Annotated in this window: 19 protein-coding genes; 11 read left to right on the top strand and 8 right to left on the bottom strand. The window is 63.9% G+C overall.

What is annotated here, in order from left to right; translation table 11 throughout:
- The first annotated feature begins 46 nt into the window (after positions 1-46).
- The 5 genes from CK221_RS05420 to ugpC all read left to right on the top strand — a co-directional run bounded on the left by CK221_RS05420 (position 47) and on the right by ugpC (position 6,560).
- Positions 47-1,402 carry an ABC transporter substrate-binding protein gene (locus tag CK221_RS05420; protein ID WP_066996009.1) on the top strand — a complete coding sequence of 452 codons (1,356 nt, stop codon included), beginning with the start codon at positions 47-49 and terminating at the stop codon, positions 1,400-1,402.
- A 173-nt stretch (positions 1,403-1,575) separates the two neighbouring features.
- Positions 1,576-2,589, top strand: coding sequence for a sugar ABC transporter permease (locus tag CK221_RS05415; RefSeq protein ID WP_066996012.1), 1,014 nt, complete (start codon positions 1,576-1,578; stop codon positions 2,587-2,589).
- Position 2,590: 1 nt separating this feature from the next.
- Complete coding sequence (locus CK221_RS05410) at positions 2,591-3,745, top strand: carbohydrate ABC transporter permease (protein ID WP_095776966.1); 1,155 nt, start codon at positions 2,591-2,593, stop codon at positions 3,743-3,745.
- 4 nt (positions 3,746-3,749) lie between these two features.
- Positions 3,750-5,414 (top strand): alpha-glucosidase, encoded by a 1,665-nt coding sequence (locus CK221_RS05405; protein ID WP_066996017.1) that lies wholly within the window; start codon positions 3,750-3,752, stop codon positions 5,412-5,414.
- A gap of 33 nt (positions 5,415-5,447) precedes the next feature.
- Positions 5,448-6,560: a sn-glycerol-3-phosphate ABC transporter ATP-binding protein UgpC gene (gene ugpC / locus CK221_RS05400; RefSeq protein WP_066996021.1), complete on the top strand. Its 1,113-nt coding sequence runs from the start codon at positions 5,448-5,450 to the stop codon at positions 6,558-6,560.
- Positions 6,561-6,665: 105 nt separating this feature from the next.
- On the opposite strand, the gene CK221_RS05395 is transcribed toward ugpC, so the two are convergent.
- The 6 genes from CK221_RS05395 to CK221_RS05365 form a co-directional block, all read right to left on the bottom strand.
- Positions 6,666-6,896, bottom strand: a complete 231-nt coding sequence (locus CK221_RS05395) for a DUF680 domain-containing protein (RefSeq protein ID WP_066996024.1) — start codon at positions 6,894-6,896, stop codon at positions 6,666-6,668.
- 146 nt (positions 6,897-7,042) lie between these two features.
- The gene (locus CK221_RS05390) at positions 7,043-7,249 is read right to left on the bottom strand and encodes a DUF680 domain-containing protein (protein WP_066996029.1); all 207 of its coding nucleotides are present in this window, start codon (positions 7,247-7,249) and stop codon (positions 7,043-7,045) included.
- 627 nt (positions 7,250-7,876) lie between these two features.
- On the bottom strand, positions 7,877-9,421 hold the full coding sequence (locus CK221_RS05380; protein WP_066996035.1) for a DegQ family serine endoprotease: 1,545 nt from the start codon (positions 9,419-9,421) through the stop codon (positions 7,877-7,879).
- A gap of 191 nt (positions 9,422-9,612) precedes the next feature.
- Positions 9,613-10,359 carry an MBL fold metallo-hydrolase gene (locus tag CK221_RS05375; protein ID WP_066996038.1) on the bottom strand — a complete coding sequence of 249 codons (747 nt, stop codon included), beginning with the start codon at positions 10,357-10,359 and terminating at the stop codon, positions 9,613-9,615.
- Positions 10,359-11,525, bottom strand: coding sequence for a diphosphate--fructose-6-phosphate 1-phosphotransferase (locus CK221_RS05370; RefSeq protein ID WP_095776965.1), 1,167 nt, complete (start codon positions 11,523-11,525; stop codon positions 10,359-10,361). The genes CK221_RS05375 and CK221_RS05370 overlap by 1 nt, the downstream gene beginning before the upstream one ends.
- Before the next feature lie 122 nt (positions 11,526-11,647).
- Positions 11,648-12,415, bottom strand: a complete 768-nt coding sequence (locus tag CK221_RS05365) for a L,D-transpeptidase (protein ID WP_095776964.1) — start codon at positions 12,413-12,415, stop codon at positions 11,648-11,650.
- Positions 12,416-12,645: 230 nt separating this feature from the next.
- Here CK221_RS05365 and CK221_RS05360 point away from each other — a divergent pair, with 230 nt between their 5' ends.
- From CK221_RS05360 to xylB, 3 genes are all read left to right on the top strand, one after another.
- Positions 12,646-13,269: a LysE family translocator gene (locus tag CK221_RS05360; RefSeq protein ID WP_095776963.1), complete on the top strand. Its 624-nt coding sequence runs from the start codon at positions 12,646-12,648 to the stop codon at positions 13,267-13,269.
- A 111-nt stretch (positions 13,270-13,380) separates the two neighbouring features.
- Positions 13,381-14,706, top strand: coding sequence for a tetratricopeptide repeat protein (locus CK221_RS05355; RefSeq protein WP_095776962.1), 1,326 nt, complete (start codon positions 13,381-13,383; stop codon positions 14,704-14,706).
- A gap of 82 nt (positions 14,707-14,788) precedes the next feature.
- Positions 14,789-16,243, top strand: a complete 1,455-nt coding sequence (gene xylB, locus CK221_RS05350) for a xylulokinase (RefSeq protein WP_095776961.1) — start codon at positions 14,789-14,791, stop codon at positions 16,241-16,243.
- A gap of 197 nt (positions 16,244-16,440) precedes the next feature.
- Here the strand turns inward: xylB and CK221_RS05340 are convergent, their stop codons facing one another.
- Positions 16,441-16,803, bottom strand: a complete 363-nt coding sequence (locus CK221_RS05340) for a nuclear transport factor 2 family protein (RefSeq protein WP_066996191.1) — start codon at positions 16,801-16,803, stop codon at positions 16,441-16,443.
- 111 nt (positions 16,804-16,914) lie between these two features.
- Here CK221_RS05340 and xylA point away from each other — a divergent pair, with 111 nt between their 5' ends.
- The 3 genes from xylA (at position 16,915) to CK221_RS05325 (ending at position 19,477) form a co-directional block, all read left to right on the top strand.
- Positions 16,915-18,240, top strand: a complete 1,326-nt coding sequence (xylA, locus tag CK221_RS05335; protein WP_095776960.1) for a xylose isomerase — start codon at positions 16,915-16,917, stop codon at positions 18,238-18,240.
- 185 nt (positions 18,241-18,425) lie between these two features.
- Positions 18,426-18,629 carry a hypothetical protein gene (locus CK221_RS05330; protein WP_066996194.1) on the top strand — a complete coding sequence of 68 codons (204 nt, stop codon included), beginning with the start codon at positions 18,426-18,428 and terminating at the stop codon, positions 18,627-18,629.
- A gap of 74 nt (positions 18,630-18,703) precedes the next feature.
- Positions 18,704-19,477, top strand: coding sequence for a TIGR01458 family HAD-type hydrolase (locus CK221_RS05325; protein ID WP_095776959.1), 774 nt, complete (start codon positions 18,704-18,706; stop codon positions 19,475-19,477).
- On the opposite strand, the gene CK221_RS05320 is transcribed toward CK221_RS05325, so the two are convergent.
- Entirely contained in the window at positions 19,458-20,438 is a 981-nt protein-coding gene (locus CK221_RS05320) for a GlxA family transcriptional regulator (RefSeq protein ID WP_095776958.1), read from the bottom strand. The two genes, CK221_RS05325 and CK221_RS05320, sit on opposite strands and share 20 nt — an antisense overlap.
- Positions 20,439-20,446 lie beyond the last annotated feature (8 nt).

Raw genomic sequence — 20,446 nt, 5'->3', positions numbered from 1 at the left:
GAGATGGAGGTTTCGTCCGAACTGTCTCAACACTGGGAGGACTGCCATGAAGAAAATGCTTCTCTTGGGTGCTGCGTTCGCTGCGCTCACCCTTGGCCTGCCGGCACATGCCGAACTGAAATTCAAGCCGGGCGAGGATTCGAAGTTTCATTGGGCGAATTACGACGATCTCAAGAAGGTCGACCTCAAGGGCGAAACGCTGACCATCTTCGGTCCGTGGCGCGGCGAGGACGAGACGCTCGTGCGTTCGGTGCTCGACTATTTCTCCGAGGCGACGGGAGCAGAGGTCAAATACTCCTCGTCGGAGAATTATGAGCAGCAGATCGTTATCGACACACAGGCCGGCAGCCCGCCCAACATCGCCATCCTGCCACAGCCGGGACTGATCCAGGATCTCGCTTCCAAGGGTGTGCTGACCCCGCTGGGCGACGACGTCGCCGCCTGGATCAAGGAAAATTATGCCGCCGGCGACTCCTGGGCCAAGCTCGGCACCTATACGGGCAAGGACGGCAAGCCGGGCTTCTATGCCTTTCCCTACAAGATCGACGTGAAAGGTCTGGTCTGGTACTCGCCAGATAATTTCGAGGAGGCCGGCTACAAAGTTCCGAAGACCCAGGAGGAACTGGCCGATCTCGAAAAGAAGATCATTGCCGACGGCGGCAAGCCCTGGTGCATCGGGCTGGGTTCGGGCGGCGCCACCGGTTGGCCGGCGACCGACTGGGTCGAGGACATCATGCTGCGCACCCAGCCGCCGGAAGTCTACGACAAATGGGTGAAGAACGAGATTCCCTTCACCGATCCGGCCGTGGTCAACGCCCTCGATATCTTCGGCAAGATCGCAACCGACGACAAGATGGTCGACGGCGGTGCCAAGGCAGTCGCGGCAACCGACTTCCGCGACAGCCCAAAGGGCCTCTTTACGGTGCCGCCGAAGTGCTACATGCACCATCAGGCATCGTTCATTCCTTCCTTCTTCCCGGAGAATGTGAAGCTCGGCCAGGATGCGGACTTCTTCCCCTACCCGCCCTACGCCTCGAAGCCGGAACTGGGCACGCCGCTGGAAGTGGCCGGAACGCTGGTGATGATCACAAAGGATTCCAAGGCTTCGCGTGAGTTCATCAAGTTCCTCGAGATGCCGCTCGCGCATGAATTGTGGATGGCGCAGAAGAGCTTCGTCACGCCCTTCAAGGGAGCCAACAAGGACGCCTATGGCAGCGATGCGCTGAAGAAGCAGGGCGAGATCCTGGTCGGGGCCACCACGGTGCGTTTCGACGGCTCGGACCTGATGCCCGGCAAGGTCGGCGCAGGCTCCTTCTGGACCGGCATGATCGACCTGGTCGGCGGCAAGTCCGCCCAGGACGTCGCCGCCGATATCCAGAAGAGCTGGGATGCCATCAAGTAGGCCGCCGCGCGCGACCCGAGACTTCCTCATCCTCCTACCGGATCCGGGCTACGGCCCGGGTCCGACCGGCAGCCCACGCCGGAAGCCTTCGCGTCTCGACTGTTCCGAATAACTGAAAGTCGGTGCATGCGGCCGAGCCTTGGCCGGCCGGTCATGCCCAGGGAGAGGGACCCATGGCGGCTCAGATTTTCTCGGCCATATTCGTCATCATCATCGGCGTCGGCGGCTGTGTCGCGTATTTCTGGGGCGCCAACAAGCTGCTCGATCTGATCTTTCCGTCGCGCGGCGTCTCCGGCAGCGCCGCCGTCGACAATCTGCGCCGGCAAGGGCTGGTGCGGCCATGGCTGTTCGTCGGGCCGGCGATGATCATCCTGACCATCTATCTGATCTATCCGGTGATCGAGACGCTGCGGCTCTCTTTTCTCGACCGCGGCGGCGAGCACTTCGTCGGCCTCGCCAACTACCAATGGGCGTTCAGCGACCAGGATTTCCGCAACTCGATCTTCAACAACATCTTATGGCTGGCGGTGGTGCCGGCGGCCTGCACCTTCCTCGGCCTGATCATCGCCGTGCTCACCGACAAGATCTGGTGGGGGACGATCGCCAAGAGCCTTATCTTCCTGCCGCTGGCGATTTCTTTCGTCGGCGCCAGCGTGATCTGGAAATTCATTTACGAGTATCGCGGCGAGGGCCAGGTGCAGATCGGCCTGCTCAACGCCATCATCCAGTATTTCGGCGGCCAGCCGCAGGTCTGGATATCGCTGCCGTTCTGGAACAATTTCTTCCTGATGGTGATCCTGATCTGGATCCAGACAGGGTTCGCCATGGTGATCCTGTCGTCGGCCTTGCGCGGCATTCCGGAAGAGACGCTGGAGGCGGCCGTCATCGACGGCGCCAACCCGTTCCAGATCTTCTGGAAGATCATGGTGCCGCAGATCTGGGGGACGATCGCAGTTGTCTGGACCACCATCACCATCCTGGTGCTGAAAGTGTTCGACATCGTGCTGACCATGACCAACGGCCAATGGAACAGCCAGGTGCTCGCCAATCTGATGTTCGACTGGATGTTCCGCGGCGGCGGCGATTTCGGCCGCGGCGCCACGATCGCCATCATCATCATGATCGCGGTCATCCCGATCATGGTCTGGAACATTCGCCAGGCCAACAAAGAGACGGGAGGACACTGAGATGGCTGCGACCCGCGGAAAGTCCTTCGTCGGCCGATTCGGCGTTCATCTCGCCGTGCTGGTCTTCGTCGTCATCTGGACCATCCCGACACTCGGCATCCTCGTGTCGTCGCTGCGCGACAAGGACCAGATCATCGCGTCGGGCTGGTGGAACTCCTTCTCAAGCTCCAGCCAGACCGAGGCTGGGCGTCTGCCGGCTGCGTCCGCACAAACCCAGAAGGACGGCAAATACGTCATCGAAGGCAACATCTTCGGCGACGGCGCCAGGCGCGCGATCAGCGCCTTCGGCACCAAGGCGGCGGCGCCGACACAATACAAGGCCGGCACGGCTGCCGATCTCGGCGACGGGGTGTCGCTGCAGGTCAACGCCGACGGCACGTTCGTGCTGTCCTCGCCGAAGGCCTTCGAAGGCGATCGCGGCCAGCGTGTCTATTATGCCTCCTCGGCGCCGCCGAAATTCACCACGGAAAACTACGAGAACGTGCTTCTGTCGCAAGGTATCGGCCGCTCCTTCATGAACTCGCTGACCGTGACCATTCCGGCGACCGTGATCCCGATCCTGATCGCCGCCTTCGCCGCCTATGCGTTGGCCTGGATGCGCTTTCCCGGACGGGCGCTGCTGATTGCGGTGATCATCGGCCTGCTCGTGGTGCCGCTGCAGATGTCGCTGATCCCGCTGCTCAAGCTCTACAACGGCGTCGGGACCTTCTTCGGCGTGCCGTCGAAAACCTATCTCGGCATCTGGCTGGCGCATACCGGCTTCGGCCTGCCCTTCGCCATCTACCTGCTCAGAAGCTATATCGCCGGCCTGCCGCGCGAGATCATGGAATCGGCACGGATCGACGGCGCCAGCGATTTCGAGATCTTCGTCAAGATCGTGCTGCCGCTGTCCTTCCCGGTGCTTGCCTCCTTCGCCATCTTTCAATTCCTGTGGGTGTGGAACGATCTGTTGGTGGCGATGGTTTTCCTCGGCACGGCGCCCGACCAGATCGTGCTGACGGCGCAACTCAACGCGCTGCTCGGCTCGAGAGGCGGCAATTGGGAAATCCTCACGACATCGGCCTTCATCACCATCATCGTGCCGCTGGTCGTGTTCTTCTCCCTGCAGCGCTATTTCGTCCGCGGGCTGCTTGCCGGCTCGGTGAAAGGAGGTTGAGACAATGCAATCGGCTTTGAAGACGAGTTCGAGACCGGACCCCGCCGTCGACCGCGACTGGTGGCGGGGCGCGGTGATCTACCAGATCTATCCGCGCTCTTATCAGGACTCGAACGGCGACGGCATCGGCGACCTGCAAGGCATTGTCCGGCGGCTGCCCTACATCGCCTCGCTCGGCGTCGACGCCATCTGGATCTCGCCCTTCTTCAAATCGCCGATGAAGGATTTCGGCTACGACGTGTCGGACTATTGCGACGTCGATCCGATGTTCGGCACGCTGGCCGACTTCGACGCGCTGGTGGCGGAAGCCCATCGTCTGGGCCTCAAGGTGATGATCGACGAGGTGCTGTCGCACACCGCCGACATCCACCCCTGGTTCAAGGAAAGCCGCTCCAGCCGGACCAATCCGAAAGCCGACTGGTATGTGTGGGCGGACGCCAAGCCCGACGGCACGCCGCCCAACAACTGGCTGTCGATCTTCGGCGGCTCGGCCTGGCAATGGGATACAAGCCGCCAGCAATATTACATGCATAATTTCCTGGCCGAGCAGCCCGATCTCAACTTCCACAACGCCGAGGTCCAGGACGCGCTGCTCAACATCACCCGCTTCTGGCTGGAGCGCGGCGTCGACGGCTTTCGCCTCGACACCATCAATTTCTACTTCCACAGCCTGGGGCTGGAGGACAACCCGCCGCTGCCGCCGGAAGAGCGCAACGACCAGACGGCGCCGGCCGTGAACCCCTACAATTACCAGGACCATATCTACGACAAGAGCCGGCCGGAGAATCTCGGTTTCCTTGAGCGCTTCCGCGCGCTGCTCGACGAATATCCGGCGCAAGCCGCCGTCGGCGAGGTCGGGGATTCGCAGCGCGGGCTGGAAGTGGTGGCCGCCTACACCGCCGACGGCAAGCGCGTTCACATGTGCTATTCCTTCGACTTCCTGGCACCGGAAAAGATCAGCGCCGCCAAGGTGCGGGCGGTACTGGAGTCTTTCGGTCGGGTCGCCAGCGACGGCTGGTCGTGCTGGGCCTTCTCCAATCATGACGTGATGCGCGTGGCCTCGCGCTGGGCCGCCAACGAAGTGGACCCGAGCGCTTATCTCAAGGTAATCTCGGCGCTGTTGATGTCGCTGCGCGGCTCGGTCTGCATCTATCAGGGCGAGGAGCTCGGCCTCGGCGAGGCGGAACTCAATTTCGAGGACCTGCAAGACCCCTACGGCATCCGTTTCTGGCCGGAATTCAAGGGCCGCGACGGCTGCCGCACGCCGATGGTGTGGGATGCGGCGGCCAAGAATGGCGGCTTCTCGACCGCCAAGCCCTGGCTGCCGGTGCCCGGCAAGCATCTGGCGCAAGCCGTGAATGTGCAGCAGGGCGATCCGAGCTCGCTGCTCGAGCATTACCGGCGCTTCCTCGCCTTCCGGCGCCAGCATCCGGCGCTGGGCAAGGGCGAAATCGACTTCATCGAAAGCGATGGCGACACCGTCGCCTTCACGCGCCGCGAGGGCAACGAGCGCATCGCCTGCGTCTTCAACCTCGGCAGCAAGCCGGCCGAAGTCGATCTCGGCAAGGGCGCGCTGCAGCCCTTGCCGGGACATGGCTTTTCGGGACAAGGTGGCAGCGGGCCCATCCGCCTTGGCGGCTATGGCGCCTGGTTCGGGCGGATCGACTGAGTTGAGAACAGACAATCACTGGGAGAGGAAACCATGGCCGATGTCACGCTGAACCAGGTGAAGAAATCATACGGCAACCTCAACATTCTCCACGGCATCGACCTCGACATCAAATCGGGCGAGTTCATCGTGTTCGTCGGGCCGTCGGGCTGCGGCAAGTCGACCTTGCTGAGGTCGATTGCCGGTCTCGAGGAAATCACCTCCGGCGTGCTCCAGATCGACGGCGAAGTTGTGAACGACGTGCCGCCTTCGAAGCGGGGCATCGCCATGGTGTTCCAGTCCTATGCGCTCTATCCGCATATGACCGTGTACGACAACATGGCCTTCTCGATGAAGATCGGCAAGGAAAGCAAGGCCGAGATCGACAAGCGCGTGCGCCAGGCGGCCGAGATCCTGCAGCTCACCAAGTATCTCGACCGCCTGCCCAAGGCGATGTCGGGCGGCCAGCGCCAGCGCGTCGCCATAGGCCGTGCCATCGTGCGCAATCCGAAGGTGTTCCTGTTCGACGAGCCGCTGTCCAATCTCGATGCGGCACTGCGCGTCGCCACCCGCATCGAGATCGCCAAGCTGAAGGAATCGATGCCGAACACGACGATGATCTACGTCACGCACGACCAGGTCGAGGCGATGACGCTGGCGGACCGCATCGTGGTGCTGAAGGAAGGCGTCGTCGAGCAGGTCGGCACGCCGATGGAGCTCTACAAGCGGCCGGGCAATCTCTTCGTCGCGCAGTTCATCGGATCGCCGGCCATGAACATATTGCCGGCGAAGATCGAGAAGGCCGGCAATCCGACCGTGGTCAGCCATGTCGGCGACCGCAAGGCGACGGTGCCGATCACAACGCCCGCTTCGGCGAACGGCGCGGCGGTGAGCTTCGGCGTGCGGCCCGAGGATCTCGCGATCGCGACGGGGACGGATTACCTGTTCGAAGGCAAGGTCGATTATATCGAGCAGCTCGGCGAGGTTCAGCTCGTCTATGTCGACATCGGCCGCGCCGATCTGCCGCTGGTGGCCAAACTGCCGGGAAATGTCGAGGTCAAGCGCGGCGAGACGCTGCGGCTCAATGCCGGCGCCGGGGATCTGCACATCTTCGACGCGGAGGGGCATTCCTTCACGCTGCATCGCGACGAGGCGAAGGCGGCCTGACGCTCGGTGCTGCCGTTTCGGCCATGAGGCACGAGGCGGTCCGGATAAAGAAAGAGCGGCGAGGTTTGGCCTCGCCGCTCCTTTTTCGTCAACTGCTTGCGGCTGTTAGCGGCCGAACAGATTGCGGTCGCTGCCCTGCGGGGCCGACTTGTGCACGTCATTCGACGAGTTCAGCAGCTTGTAGACCGGCGAGTCGGTGCCCACCGACGAAGTGCGGGTCGTGTCGACGGCAGGGGCCTGCTGGCTGGCGCCAGCCGAGCCGTAATTGTCGCTGCCTGCGAAAGCTGCGCCGGAGAGGGCCAGAACGGCCGTTGCGGCAAGAACGATCTTCTTCATTTCAATACTCCTGAATTCTTAACCTGATGTCGTTTCCAAAACTGGGGTACACTTTTGGGCGACATGCCTGGGGACGCGGCGGGTGAACCCACCGTCTGTCTCCTGTCGGCCGTGGCCCCTCATGGATCATGGCCAGGTTCGGCAGTTTAGTTGTTGCCGAAGAGGTTGTGGTCCGCGCCCTGGGTGACGGGCTTCTGAGCGGCCGCTTCCGACCTGTGGGTCGAGGCCGTGCGAGAAGTGTCGACCGCGGCGGCCGGCTGATTGGCGGCGTTGGAACCGTAGTTGTCGCTACCAGCGAAAGCGCTGCCGGAAATGGCCAGAAGGGCGGCGGCAGTGAGAACGATCTTTTTCATTTTTGGTACTCCAGTATGTTTTTTCGTCCGTCTAGCGGCGTGTCTTGGGAGTGAAAATCGCGTCGTTCGGACAAGGCCCGATGTGGGTGAGCCGGCTGCCGGATTCCAATCACGAAGTTGTTTCGGCTGGACCATGAATCCCCATCTTGAAATTGTACCAATCGCCCGCCACGATCGGTTTTTACACTGTTGAATCAGTTAGTTATCGCACTTATCCATTTGGCTCACCAAGTGTATACGCGCGCCGATGTTCACCCCGTCCTGCACGCACCGTCAACAGAAACGAACTGTTCGGTTCGATTTTAGAATCTCCTAATAGTCACTTTCCGATACCGCTTAACCATTTTGGACCTACCGGCTTGATTCGGGAGCGTTGCCGCCCACGGGTCCAAGGCGTCGGCAACTCTGGGCGCAGCCTCGTCTGAGCGTCCTTCTCTCCGATCTGGAAGGATCGCGCCGGCCGGGCGCCGAGCCTGCTCGCGCGTCAGCGTCAGCACCAGATCGAAGCCGTCGCGACGATCGTCCAGTTCAATCAACTCGTCGCGGAAGTCGACCTCGTTTGCGGGCAACCGAAATCTTGTCGGCGGAGCCTGCCGAAGAGGCCGGCAGGCTCCTTGGAAACCTTTCTCAGCCGGCGGCGAAAGGCACGGCGACGAATATCTGCGCGTCGCCGCGATCGACCAGCAGCAGCACCGACTTCCTGCCGGACTTGCCGGCCTCGGCGATCGCCTGGTTCGCTTGCCTTGCGTTTTTCACCGGCGTGCGGTCGACGGCGACGATGACATCGCCGGGTTCAATGCCGGCCGCGGAGGCCGCCTTGTCCGGGTTGACGCGCTCGACCACGGCGCCGCGCTGATTGTCGGCCAGGTTGAGCTGCTCCCGGATGTCCGGCGTGAGGTCCGTAAGGCCAAGGCCGAGCGAGGGCACGCGCAGGCCCTGTTCGGCAGATGGCTTGCCGCCCTCGTCATTCGAGGCGGTCTTCTGGTCTTCGGCATTGCGGCCGACATCGGCCGAGATCTGCATCGCCTTGCCGTTGCGCCAGACACTCAGCGTTTCCTTGCTGCCGGGGGAGACGTCGGCGACGGCGCGCGACAGATCCTTGGGGTCCTTGATCTCCTGGCCGGCGAAGCCGGTGATGACGTCGCCGGTCTCGATGCCGGCCTTGGCCGCCGGCGAACCGTCGGTGACCGCCGCGACCAGCGCGCCGCCCGGATGGTCGAGGCCGATGGCGCTAGCGACGTCCTGCGTGACCGGCTGGATCTGCACGCCAAGATAGCCGTATTCGATGTCACCGCCCTTCATAAGCTTGTCGACCACTTTTTGTGCCTGGTCCGAAGGAATGGCGAAGCCGACGCCGACGCTGCCGCCATTGGGCGAATAGATCGCCGTGTTGATGCCGACCACATTGCCCTTCACGTCGACAAGCGGGCCGCCGGAATTGCCGTGGTTGATCGGCGCGTCGATCTGGATGAAATCGTCGAACGGCCCGCTGTGCAGGTCGCGGCCGCGCGCCGAGACGATGCCGGCGGTGACCGTGGTGCCGATGCCGAACGGATTGCCGATCGCCAGCACCTGGTCGCCGGTCATCAGCTTGTCGGAATCGCCCCATTTGACGGTCGGCAGCGGCTTGCTCGCCTTGACCTTGAGCACCGCCAGATCGTTCTTTGCGTCGTGGCCGACGAGCTTGGCGGGAAGCTCGGTGCCGTCGTCGAGCGTCACCTTGATCGAGGTCGCGCCGTCGATGACGTGGTTGTTGGTGACGATGGTGCCATCGGACCCGACGATGAAGCCGGAGCCCAAAGCCTCCTGCCGCGGCGCCTGCTGCGGCGGCGTCTTGGGCATCGGGATGCCCTGGTCGCCGAAGAACTGCTGGAAATACTGGTCGAAGGGCGAATTGCCGTCGAAAGGCGAGCCGTCGTCCGTCGCGCCGGGCTGGGCTTTCATCACGGTCGTCACGGTCACGACTGCCGGCTTGGTGGTGGCGACAACCGGCGCGAACGAGCCGTTCGGGGCGGTAATGCCGGCGACCGGCGTCTGTGTCGTCGCGACCACGTTGCTCAGGCCGGCATTGCCGGGATTTTGCGCAAAGGAAACAACGACGGGGGAGATGATCAGCGCAGCGCCCAGCAGGGCCGCGACGCGATGTCTGCGAAGAATGCTAAATGGTGACATGGTCGTTTCTGTCCGGGCGAGAGTTGATCCGGCGCCGCGGACGGCTCTCTCCAAGGACGCGCCCGTCGGCGTGTCGACGGCCGGGATTGCCCGTCTCGCCATGCTTGGCAGCCGGCCGGATCGACAGCCACGCATTTAGGGCGTGGAATGGTCCGAATTAGGGTTTTGGCGCGACCTTACAAAGATTTAATTCAGAGAGCGCTCACGAAGCGCTCTCGGCGGCGTAGGTAGGAAGACGCGATCTCTCCCATCCTCGCGCGGCCGAAACTCGGGCCATGGCCGCCATGGCCGAGGCGTATCGGCAGGTCGAGCAGCCGCTGCATGGTGCGGCAATAGGCGGCGCGGTCCGAATCCGGCAGGTCGTCGATCAGCATGCCGTCATAGATGGCGTCGCCGGCGAAGAACAGGCCGTCGGCCTCATCGAACAGCGCGATCGAATCCGGCGAATGTCCGGGCAGATGCAGCACGCGGAATTTCCGATCGCCGAGGTCGACGATGTCGCCCTCGTCGAGCATTCGCGTCAACGGTGCGGAAGGGATGCGATAGTCAGCCGCCTTCCAGCCGGGCGCCGGCAATTTGGACACCGCGTCATCGAGATTGTGGAACATGTTGGCGTAGGTGACGGCATCATCCATGCCATCGAACTCCGCCGCACTGACCTTCGGCCCCATCCTGAGCGGGAATTCGTGCAGCGAGCCGACATGGTCGAGATGAATGTGGGTGGCGACGACGATCAGCGGCTTGCCGGCCGGGCTGTCGATCTCGGGCGCCAGCGGGCAGATGCCCATGCCGGTGTCGACCAGCAGGTCGGCGTCCCGGCCCTTGAAATGCCACATGTTGGCGCGCACGAAATCGTGCACGAATGGCTCGGTCAGCATCGTCGTTCTGGCATCGACAATGGATTTGCCGAACCAGTCGCCCACCACAAGGTCGCCCATCAGACGAACGGCTTTCCGACCTTGTATTTTTCCGGCACCAGCCGCTTCAGATAGGCCATGCCGGCCTCGGACAATTGGTTGACGTCCGGCTTCATGAAATTGTCCGGCATGTGGCGGGTCTTGCCGGCCACAGCCTCGAGCGGCACCTTCTTCAGCACGGTCTTGGTGCCGTCATATTGCAGCGCCACTGAGCCGCCACCCTCCCCGGCAACGGCGACCGCGAACGTGCCGGCTTCGAAGGCTTCCTTGGCGTCCACGGGGCTGATCGCCCCGACATAGCCGCGCGGCATATAGCCCAGGGCATCGACGCGCGCCCGCTTGCCTGGGAGGCCTTCCGCCAAAGCGCGTTCGAGCGCCGCCGGCAGATCGCTGCCCGACAATTTGACGTTGCCGTGCTGGTCGCGCTCGAGCTTTTCCGGCGGCACCAGGCTCTCGACCAACGCCTTGCCGTCGGCGGTGCTGACGCCTTCCGAGACGGCGACGATGCAGCGCTTGTGGCGGTCGAGCGTCCTGCGGACATCATCGATGAAACGTTCGGCGGAGAAGGCGCGCTCCGGTACATAGACCAGATGCGGACCGCTATCCGGATCGAGCTGCCAGGCGGCGGCCGCGGCAGTCAGGAAGCCGGCGTGCCGGCCCATGACGATGCCGACATAAATGCCGGGCAACGCGCGGAAATCCAAATCGACCGACAGGAAAGCGCCGGCGACGAATTCGGCCGCCGAGATGAAGCCCGGCGTATGGTCGTTCTCCTCGAGATCGTTGTCGATGGTTTTCGGCGCATGCACGAAGGCGATCGCGCCGCCGGCGGCGTCGGTCAGGATCTGCTGGGTGCCCGAAGTGTCGTTGCCGCCGATATAGATGAAGGCATCGGCGCCGGCCTTCTTGAGGCCGTTGAGGATGACCTCGCAATAGGCCGCGTCTGGCTTGTCGCGGGTCGAGCCAAGGGCGGCGCTCGGGGTGCCTGCGATCAGCCGCAGCCGATCTTCGGGGATGGCTGAGAGGTCGACATAGTTGCCGTCGCGGATGCCGCGCACGCCATGGATCGAGCCGAGCACCTTGGCGCCGGGATGCCGCTTGCGGATCTCCAGCGTGGCGCCGACGACCGTCTGATTGATGACGGCGGTCGGGCCGCCGCCCTGCGCGATGACAAAGGTTCCGGCCATGATCGTTCTCTCCCGAGGCGAAGCTTTTCAGAGCACCTTCGCCTGTCTTGCGGCATCACGCAACGGGAGAAAGGAGGAGCATGATCCCGAAAAAATAGCGGCCGTGCTGACCGCCGAAAAAATCAGACGACGACGACTGGGTTTTTCTTCGATACCCTGTTGTAGAGGTCGATGATGTCTTGGTTGATCAGCCGCACGCAGCCCGACGACATCGCCTGGCCGATGGTCCACCATTCGGGCGAGCCGTGGATGCGGTAACCGGTGTCCTTGCCGTTCTGGTAGATGTAAAGCGCGCGGGCGCCCAGCGGATTGGTCAGGCCGCCGGGCTGGCCGCCCTGCCATTTCACCAGTTCCGGCTTGCGCTTGACCATCTCCGGCGGCGGCGTCCAGACCGGCCATTCCTTGCCGTACTGGATGTTGGCGCGGCCCGACCAGCGGAAGCCGTCCTTACCGATGCCGACGCCGTAGCGGATGGCGTCGCCGCCGGGCTGGACGAGATAAAGCATGCGCTCCTGCAAATGCACGACGATGGTGCCGGGCGCTTCGCCGGTCTTGTCGACGACGATCTGGCGGCGGAACTCCGGCTTGACCTTCTGGTAGGGCACCGCCGGGACCTGGAAGCCGTTGTCGGTCAAGGCAGCATACATCACGTCGGGACCAGTGATGTTCTTGTCGACGCTGATCGCCGGTCGGATCGGCACCGATCCGGTGGTGGTGTCGTCGATCTGCAATTGCGGCAGGTCGAGCGTGTCGGTGGTGCTGCAGCCGGCCATGCCGAGCAGCGCCATGGCGCCCATGCCTGAAAGCATGGCGCGGCGGGAAAGCGGAACTTCGGTTTCGACAGTTTCGCCGCTCGAAGGCGGCGTCAGACTTTGCGGCAACTCGCGCATACACCAAACCCTACGCTGTCGGCGGGAAGCACGGTCCGGCCGAATGGCTGCAATTTTCGTCAGTCATGGTTGAAAAAGGGTGAAAGAACTTTGCCCGCACTTAACCCTGACAGGGCGATGTCCGGGCCAGGCGCCAGGGCAGGCCGGCGCCGAAGATTTTCTCCAACGCCTCTTTACAATCTCGCATACCCCAGGATTTATCCTGTTCTTTGCGCTCAAGGAGTAGGGAAATGTCCTTCGAAAACTGGGCTGCCTTTGCCGCCGCCTCCGCCATCCTCCTCGTCATCCCGGGCCCGACGATCCTCTTGGTCGTCTCCTATGCGCTCGGCCAGGGCTGGCGTACGGCGCTGCCGATGGCAGTCGGCGTCGCGCTCGGCGATTTCACCGCCATGACGCTTTCGATGCTCGGCATCGGCGCGCTGCTTGCGGCTTCGGCCACTGTGTTCACCGTGCTCAAGGTGATCGGCGCCGGCTACCTCATCTATCTCGGCATAAAACTGTTCCGCGCCGGCGGCGCGCTGAAGGCCGAACCGCGCACCGACGCCGTGTCGGCGGCAAGGATGATGGCGCATGCCTGGCTGGTCACGGCGCTCAACCCGAAGAGCATCACGTTCTTCGTCGCCTTCCTGCCGCAGTTTCTCGACCGGCATGCCGATTTCTGGACGCAGATGCTGATCTTCGAAGCGAGCTTCCTGGCGCTCGCATTCAGCAATGCCTTCGGCTATGCGCTGATTGCTTCGCGAGCGCGCGCCATCGTGCGCAACCCAAGGGCGATCCGTATCTTCAACCGCACCGGCGGGACATTGCTTGTCGGCGCCGGCATCGCCACGGTGGCGATGCGTTCGGGGAATTGAGGAGAAGTCCGGTTCGACACAGTCGAAGCCCTCGCCGGTTGGCGGGCCGACGGTCGATGTTCTAGGATTGCATCGGTCCGACCGGACGAATAGGCATCAAAGGACGCGGCTATGGCGCTGAAGGACGCATTCGGCCTGACGCACTCGGGCGCGACCGAAGCCGGGCTTTCGTCCTACGCCAGAGCCGTCCGTGAGTTGCAGTGCTTCATCGGCGACCCGGTCGGCTCCATCGATAGCGCGATCGCCGATGAGCCCAGCTTCGTGATGGCGCATGTGTTCAAGGGCTATCTGTTCGGCCTCGCCACCGAGCGGGAGGCGATGGCGATTGCGCAAACCTGCCATGCGGCGGCGCTGCCGCTCGCCGGCACCGCGCGCGAGCGCGCGCATGTCGCGGCGCTCGGCCATCTTGCCAGCGGCCGCTGGCATGACGCCGCCCGCATCCTCGAGGACGTCGCCATCGACAACCCGCTCGATGCGGTGGCTCTGCAGGTTGGCCACCAGATCGACTTCTTCATCGGCAATGCGCGCATGCTGCGCGACCGCATCGGTCGGGCGTTGCCGGCTTGGGAGAAGGACATGCCGGGCTACCATGCCGTTCTCGGCATGCAGGCCTTCGGGCTGGAGGAAATGGGCGACTATGCGCACGCCGAAGCCTTCGGCCGGCAGGCCATCGAGATCGAGCCGCGCGACGGCTGGGCGCAGCACGCGGTCGCGCATGTCATGGAAATGCAAAGCCGGCAAAGGGAGGGCATCGCCTGGATGCGCGCCAATCCGGAGGCGTGGACGAAGGACAGCTTCCTCAAGATCCATAATTGGTGGCATCTGGCGCTGTTCCACTACGATCTCGGCGAGACAAACGAGGTGCTCCAGCTCTATGACGGGCCGATCTACGGCGACCGCTCGACGCTGGCGCTCAACATGGTCGACGCCTCGGCGATCCTGTGGCGGCTTTATCTCCGTGGCGTCGATGTCGGCGACCGCTGGGCGGCGCTTGCGGCGAACTGGGCGCCAAAGGCGGCCGCCGGCAATTACGCCTTCAACGATGCGCATGCGATGATGGCTTTTGTCGGCGCCGGGCTGCACGCGCCGGCGCAGACCCTGCTCGAAGCGCAGCGCGAAGCAATGCGCGGCGATGACGACAACGCCGCATTCACGCGCGACGTTGGCCACCCTCTGACCTTGGCGATCAAAGCATTCGGCGAGGGCAACTACGGAGAAGTCGTGTGCCTGATCCGGCCAATCCGCTGGATCGCGCACCGCTTCGGCGGCAGCCATGCACAACGCGACGTGATCGACCTGATGCTGATCGAGGCGGCGCTGCGTGCCGGTGACAGCGCGCTGGCGCGGGCGCTGACCGCCGAGCGTCAGCTGGCGCGGCCGGACAGCCCGCTGTCGGCGCTGTTCTCGCGCCGCGCGGCCGATTTGTCAGAGAATTGACCGGAGGCGGATCTTGGCTTAAGAACTGGCCAAGCCAGATTTTTTCGAGCCCCGAAAAAATTAACGGCATCGGGAGGAAATCATGTATCTCGGCCTCGATTTGGGCACCTCGGGCATCAAGGCGCTCCTGATCGATGATCGCCAGACGGTCGTCGGGTCCGGCCACGGCTCGCTGGACGTCTCGCGGCCGCATGCCGGCTGGTCCGAACAGAATCCGGCGCACTGGATCGAAGCCTGCCAGACAGCGATTGCCGAGCTCAAGACTTCCCATCCCAAGGAGCTTGCAGCGGTCAAGGGTATCGGCCTCTCCGGCCAGATGCATGGCGCGACCCTGCTCGACGCCTCGGACAAGGTGCTGCGTCCCTGCATCCTTTGGAACGACACCCGCAGCCATGTCGAGGCAGCGGCGCTCGACGCCGACCCGCGTTTCCGCAAGCTCACCGGCAACATCGTCTTCCCGGGCTTCACGGCGCCGAAGCTGGTGTGGGTGAAGGACAACGAGCCCAGTGTTTTTGCCGCTGTCGCCAAGGTGCTCCTGCCCAAGGACTATCTGCGGCTCTGGCTGACCGGCGAGCATATTTCGGAGATGTCGGATTCGGCTGGCACGTCCTGGCTCGACGTCGGCAAGCGGCGGTGGTCCTCCGAACTGCTTGCCGCGACAACGCTCGACGAGAAGCATATGCCGTCGCTGGTCGAAGGCACGGCAAAGGCCGGCGGCTTGCGCGGCGAGCTTGCCTCGAAATGGGGCATTGCTTCAGGCATTCCCGTCGCCGGCGGTGCCGGTGACAATGCGGCGTCGGCCTGCGGCATGGGCACCGTGGGCGCCGGCCACGCCTTCGTGTCGCTCGGCACGTCGGGGGTCCTGTTTGCGGCCAACGCCTCCTATCTGCCCAATCCGGAAAGCGCGGTGCACACCTTCTGCCATGCGCTGCCCAACACCTGGCACCAGATGGGGGTCATCCTGTCGGCCACCGATTCGCTCAACTGGCTGTCGGAGATCACCGGCAAAGGCGCCGGCGACCTGACCGGCGAGCTCGGCGACAAGCTCAAGGCGCCGACAGGCGTGGCTTTCCTGCCCTATCTCTCCGGCGAGCGCACGCCGCATAATGATGCGGCCATTCGTGGTTCCTTCACCGGCCTCGCGCATCAATCGAGCCGCGCCGTGCTGACCCAGGCCGTGCTCGAAGGCGTGGCGTTTGCCTTCCGCGACAGCCTCGAGGCGCTGAAAACGGCCGGCACGACCCTGACCAGGGTGACGGCGATCGGCGGCGGCTCTCGCTCGCGCTACTGGCTGAAGGCGATCGCCACCGCGTTGCAGCTGCCGGTCGACATCCCGGCCGACGGCGATTTCGGCGCCGCCTTTGGCGCGGCGCGTCTCGGGCTGATCGCCGCGACCGGCGCCGATCCGCTTGCCGTTTGCACCGCGCCGGCGACCGATGCGACGATCGAACCGGATGCCGGGCTTGGTGGGGCGTATGCAGATGCTTATCAACGCTATCGTGCGCTCTATCCGGCGATCAGGGCGGTAACCGCGTGAGTATGCGCGAGGCACCCCCCTCTGCCCTGCCGGGCATCTCCCCCTCAAGGGGGGAGATTGGCAGCTTGGGCGCCTCGCTCCCTTTTGCAGCGTTGGAGATTGGCGAAATCCTAGATGAAAGCCGATCTTCCCGCTTGCGGGGGAGATGGCCGGCAGGCCACAGGGGGGTGCCTCGCGCCTCCCTTACCCAGTTAGCCTCACTGCGCCGGCACCTTGTCGAGGAAGCCGGTGACGCTCTTCAGGCGGCCGTTCTCGATGACGCAAATATCGGTGCCTTCGATGACGGATTCTGCGCCTTCGGGGCCCAGATTCCACGAAAAACGGATGCGGTCGGCAAAACCGTCCGGCTCACCCTTCAGCGAGAAGCGGAAGCCGGCGAATTGCTGCTGCACGCCGTCGATCAGCGCGGCGATGCCGTCGTGGCCGTCGCCTTGCATGATCGGGTCGCGATAGCTGACGTCGCTGGTGAAGGCGGCCTCGAGCAGGGCCTTGCGGCGCGCCGCATCGCTCTCGTTCCAGGCGGTGATGTAGTTGCGGGCGATCGTGTTGAGGTCGGTCATGGTCTTCATCCTTCATTGGATCGTTTCGACATGACCCTTTTGGACCCACGGAAGCGCCAAACCAATTACGCCTGAGGTAATCGGCGAAAGCAGTTGGAGAGGAAGGAAACCATGAGCAGCGGATTTTTCGGCAACATCAAGACCATCAAGTATGAAGGGCCGGATTCGACCAATCCACTGGCCTACCGATATTACAACCCGGACGAAGTGGTGGGTGGCAAGCGGCTGGAGGACCATCTGCGCTTCGCCGTCGCCTATTGGCATTCCTTCGCCTGGCAGGGCGGCGACCCGTTCGGCGGCCAAACCTTCGACCGCCCCTGGTTCGCCGGGCCCGGCGGCATCGACACGATGGAACTGGCGAAACTGAAGGCCGACGTCGCCTTCGAGCTGTTCTCGCTGCTCGGCGTCCCCTATTTCTGCTTCCACGACGCCGACGTTCGCCCGGAAGGCAAGGATTTCTCCGAAAGCGCGGCGCGCCTCGACGAGATCGCCGATTATTTTTCGGCCAAGATGAACCAGACCGGCGTCAAGCTGCTCTGGGGCACGGCGAACCTTTTTTCGCATCGCCGCTTCATGGCGGGTGCCGCCACCAATCCCGATCCGGACGTGTTCGCCTATGCGGCGGCGACGGTGAAGAAATGCATCGACGTGACCAAGAGGCTGAAGGGCGAGAACTATGTGCTGTGGGGCGGGCGCGAAGGCTATGAGACGCTGCTCAATACCGACCTCGCGCGAGAGCAGGAGCAGGCCGGCCGCTTCCTCAACCTCGTCGTGGATTACAAATACAAAATAGGTTTCGAGGGCACGATCCTGATCGAGCCGAAACCGCAGGAGCCGACCAAGCACCAGTACGACTACGATGTCGCCACCGTCTACGGCTTCCTGAAGCGCTTCGGGCTGGAGAAGGAGGTGAAGGTCAACATCGAGCAGGGCCATGCGATCCTTGCCGGCCACTCCTTCGAGCATGAGCTGGCCTTGGCCAACGCGCTCGGCATCTTCGGTTCGATCGACATGAACCGCAACGACTATCAGTCCGGCTGGGACACCGACCAGTTCCCCAACAATGTGCCGGAGATGGCTTTGGCCTATTACCAGATCCTGCAGGGTGGCGGCTTCAAGACCGGCGGCACCAATTTCGACGCCAAGCTGCGCCGCCAGTCGCTCGACCCGGAGGATCTGCTGATCGGCCATATCGGCGGCATGGACGCCTGCGCGCGCGGCCTCAAGGCGGCGGCCAGGATGTTCGGAGACAAGGCGCTGTCGGGTCCGCTCAACGAACGCTATGCCGGCTGGAACACGGCCGAAGGCAAGGCGATGCTTTCCGGCAAGCGTACACTGGAGGAGATCGCCGAACGCGTGGTGACGGAAAAGATCGAGCCGCAGCCGCGCTCCGGCCGGCAGGAGCTGCTCGAAAACATCGTCAACCGCTACGTCTGAGGCTTTCCTGCGGCGCCCGAATCGAGCGCCGCAGAGCTGAAATTGCATTCCATGCGGGGTGAACCTACACGACAAAGTTTTGCCCCGCGCTGCCTCTCAATCGCCGCGCTCTTGCCTTCAAACAGCCGTCACGAATCGCGCATATTGTCGACATGCGGCGGGAAGGAAAGAAGGAGGCGAAACGTATGCAGCACGAACGCGAAATCGACGCCCTGCTCTCTTCCGGCGAGGCTGGTTCGATCATCGATCGGCTGATGGCGCTGCCGCATCCGAAGGATGGCGCCGGCGAAGCAAATGAATGGGATCGCGCGGTCGCCGCGCGGTTGGAAACGGCGCTGGCCAAGAGCATGCGCTCGCGCATTGTGCGCGAAGGCCGCGACGCCGCCTGATTCTTCGGCCCCTGTGTCCGTGGGCCTATTTTCGGCAGTTTGACGAATGGAGACTGTTTCTCCATCCTGCACCGATGATACGCGCGGTGCTGCTCGATCTCGCGGGTGTCGTCTATGATGGCGACACCCCGATCGCAGGCGCTGTGGCTGCGGTCGAGCGTTTGCGCAAGGCCGGACTGCCGCTCCGCTTCGTCAGCAACACGACACGTTCGCCGCGCCATAAAATCATCGCGCAGCTCGCCGCGCTGGGCGTCGAAGTCAGGGATGAAGAATTGCTGACGCCGGCGCGCGCCGCGCTCGAATGGCTGCGAAGGCATGGCCGCCAACCTCACCTGCTCGTCCATCCCAACCTCGAAGCCGAGTTTACCGGCCTGGACGGCGGCAAGAGCCGCGCTGTCGTCGTCGGCGACGCCGGCGAGGCCTTCGACTATGCCGGCCTAAACCGAGCGTTCCGCGAACTGGTTGCCGGCGCCCATTTTCTGGCTTTGGCCACCAACCGCACCTTCAAGGACGCAGACGGCCAGCTCAGCCTCGACGCCGGCGCCTTCGTGGCAGCGCTCGAATTCGCCTGCGGGCGAAGCCCTGTCGTGCTCGGCAAGCCGTCGCCCGATTTCTTCCTCTCGGCGCTTGCCGGCTTGAATTGCCCGCAGACCGACGCGGTGATGGTCGGCGACGACGCGGAGAGCGACGTCGCCGGCGCGCTCAGCGCCGGGCTTGGCGCGGGGCTGCTCGTGCGGACCGGCAAGTACCGCCCCGGTGACGAGACACGCTTCGACCCGGCGCCCACGGCGCTGGTCGACGACCTCAGCGCGGCGGTGGACTGGATCCTCAGCCGCGCCGCAGCCTGACCGGCGCTTCGCCGAACGCGCGGGAAAACGCCCTGGAAAACGCCGCGGCTGATGAAAAACCCGTACGCCCGGCAATGTCGGCCATGGCGATGCGCGTGTCGACCACCAGACGTCGGGCGGCGGCGAGCCGCAGCCGCAGATAATAGGCGCCCGGCGTCTCGCCGATGGACTTGCGGAAGATGCTCTCGAGTGTTCGCGCCGTGACGCCGGCGCGCTTGGCCACGGCATCGATGGTCAGCGGCTCATCGACATGCGCTTCCATCAGCCGGATCGCCTGCGCCAGGCGCGGATCGTAGCCGTCGAGCCGGCCGAGCGAAACCAGCGGCTGAGCGTCGGTCGCCGCGCGCGTCTGATCGTAGATGAAGACGCTCGCCACATCGAGCGCGGCCGCCATGCCGAGCCGGGTGCGGACCAGATGCAGCATCAGGTCGAAGGTGGGCGAGGCGCCGCCCGAGGTGAAGACCGGCCCGTCGATGACATAGCGGTCGGGGCGCACATCGACACCCGGAAAGGCGGCGGAGAAATCCTCCATGTCTTCCCAATGCGTGGTGGCGCTGCGGCCTTCGAGCAGGCCGGCGCGCGCCACCAGCCAGGTGCCGGCCTCGACGCCGCCGCAGGCGCGGGCTGCACGCGCCGCGCGGCGCAACCCGGCCAGCAACGCCGACGTCGCATAGTTCTGCGTTCCGAAGCCGGCGACGACGACCAGCATGTCGGTCGCTTCGGCGGCATCGAAGCGGCCGCTGACGGCGACCGGCAAGCCGCAGGTCGTCACCGGCGCCTCTCCGGTGAGCGAGACCAGCTTGAAGTCGAACAAAGTCTCGCCGGAAATGCGGTTGGCGGCGCGCAGCGGGTCGACCGCCGAGGCCACGCACATGATCGACGAGCCCGAGAACACCAGAAACGTCACCTTGAGGGTTTCCCGCTCGGCGCGAAAGATCGTCGGTTTTTCGCTTTTAGTCATGGCGCCTT

Source organism: Mesorhizobium sp. WSM3868, from assembly GCF_002294785.1.
Classification (GTDB): Bacteria; Pseudomonadota; Alphaproteobacteria; order Rhizobiales; family Rhizobiaceae; genus Mesorhizobium.
Note: the sequence above shows the minus strand (reverse complement) of the source record. Positions and strands in the feature narration are given on the sequence as shown.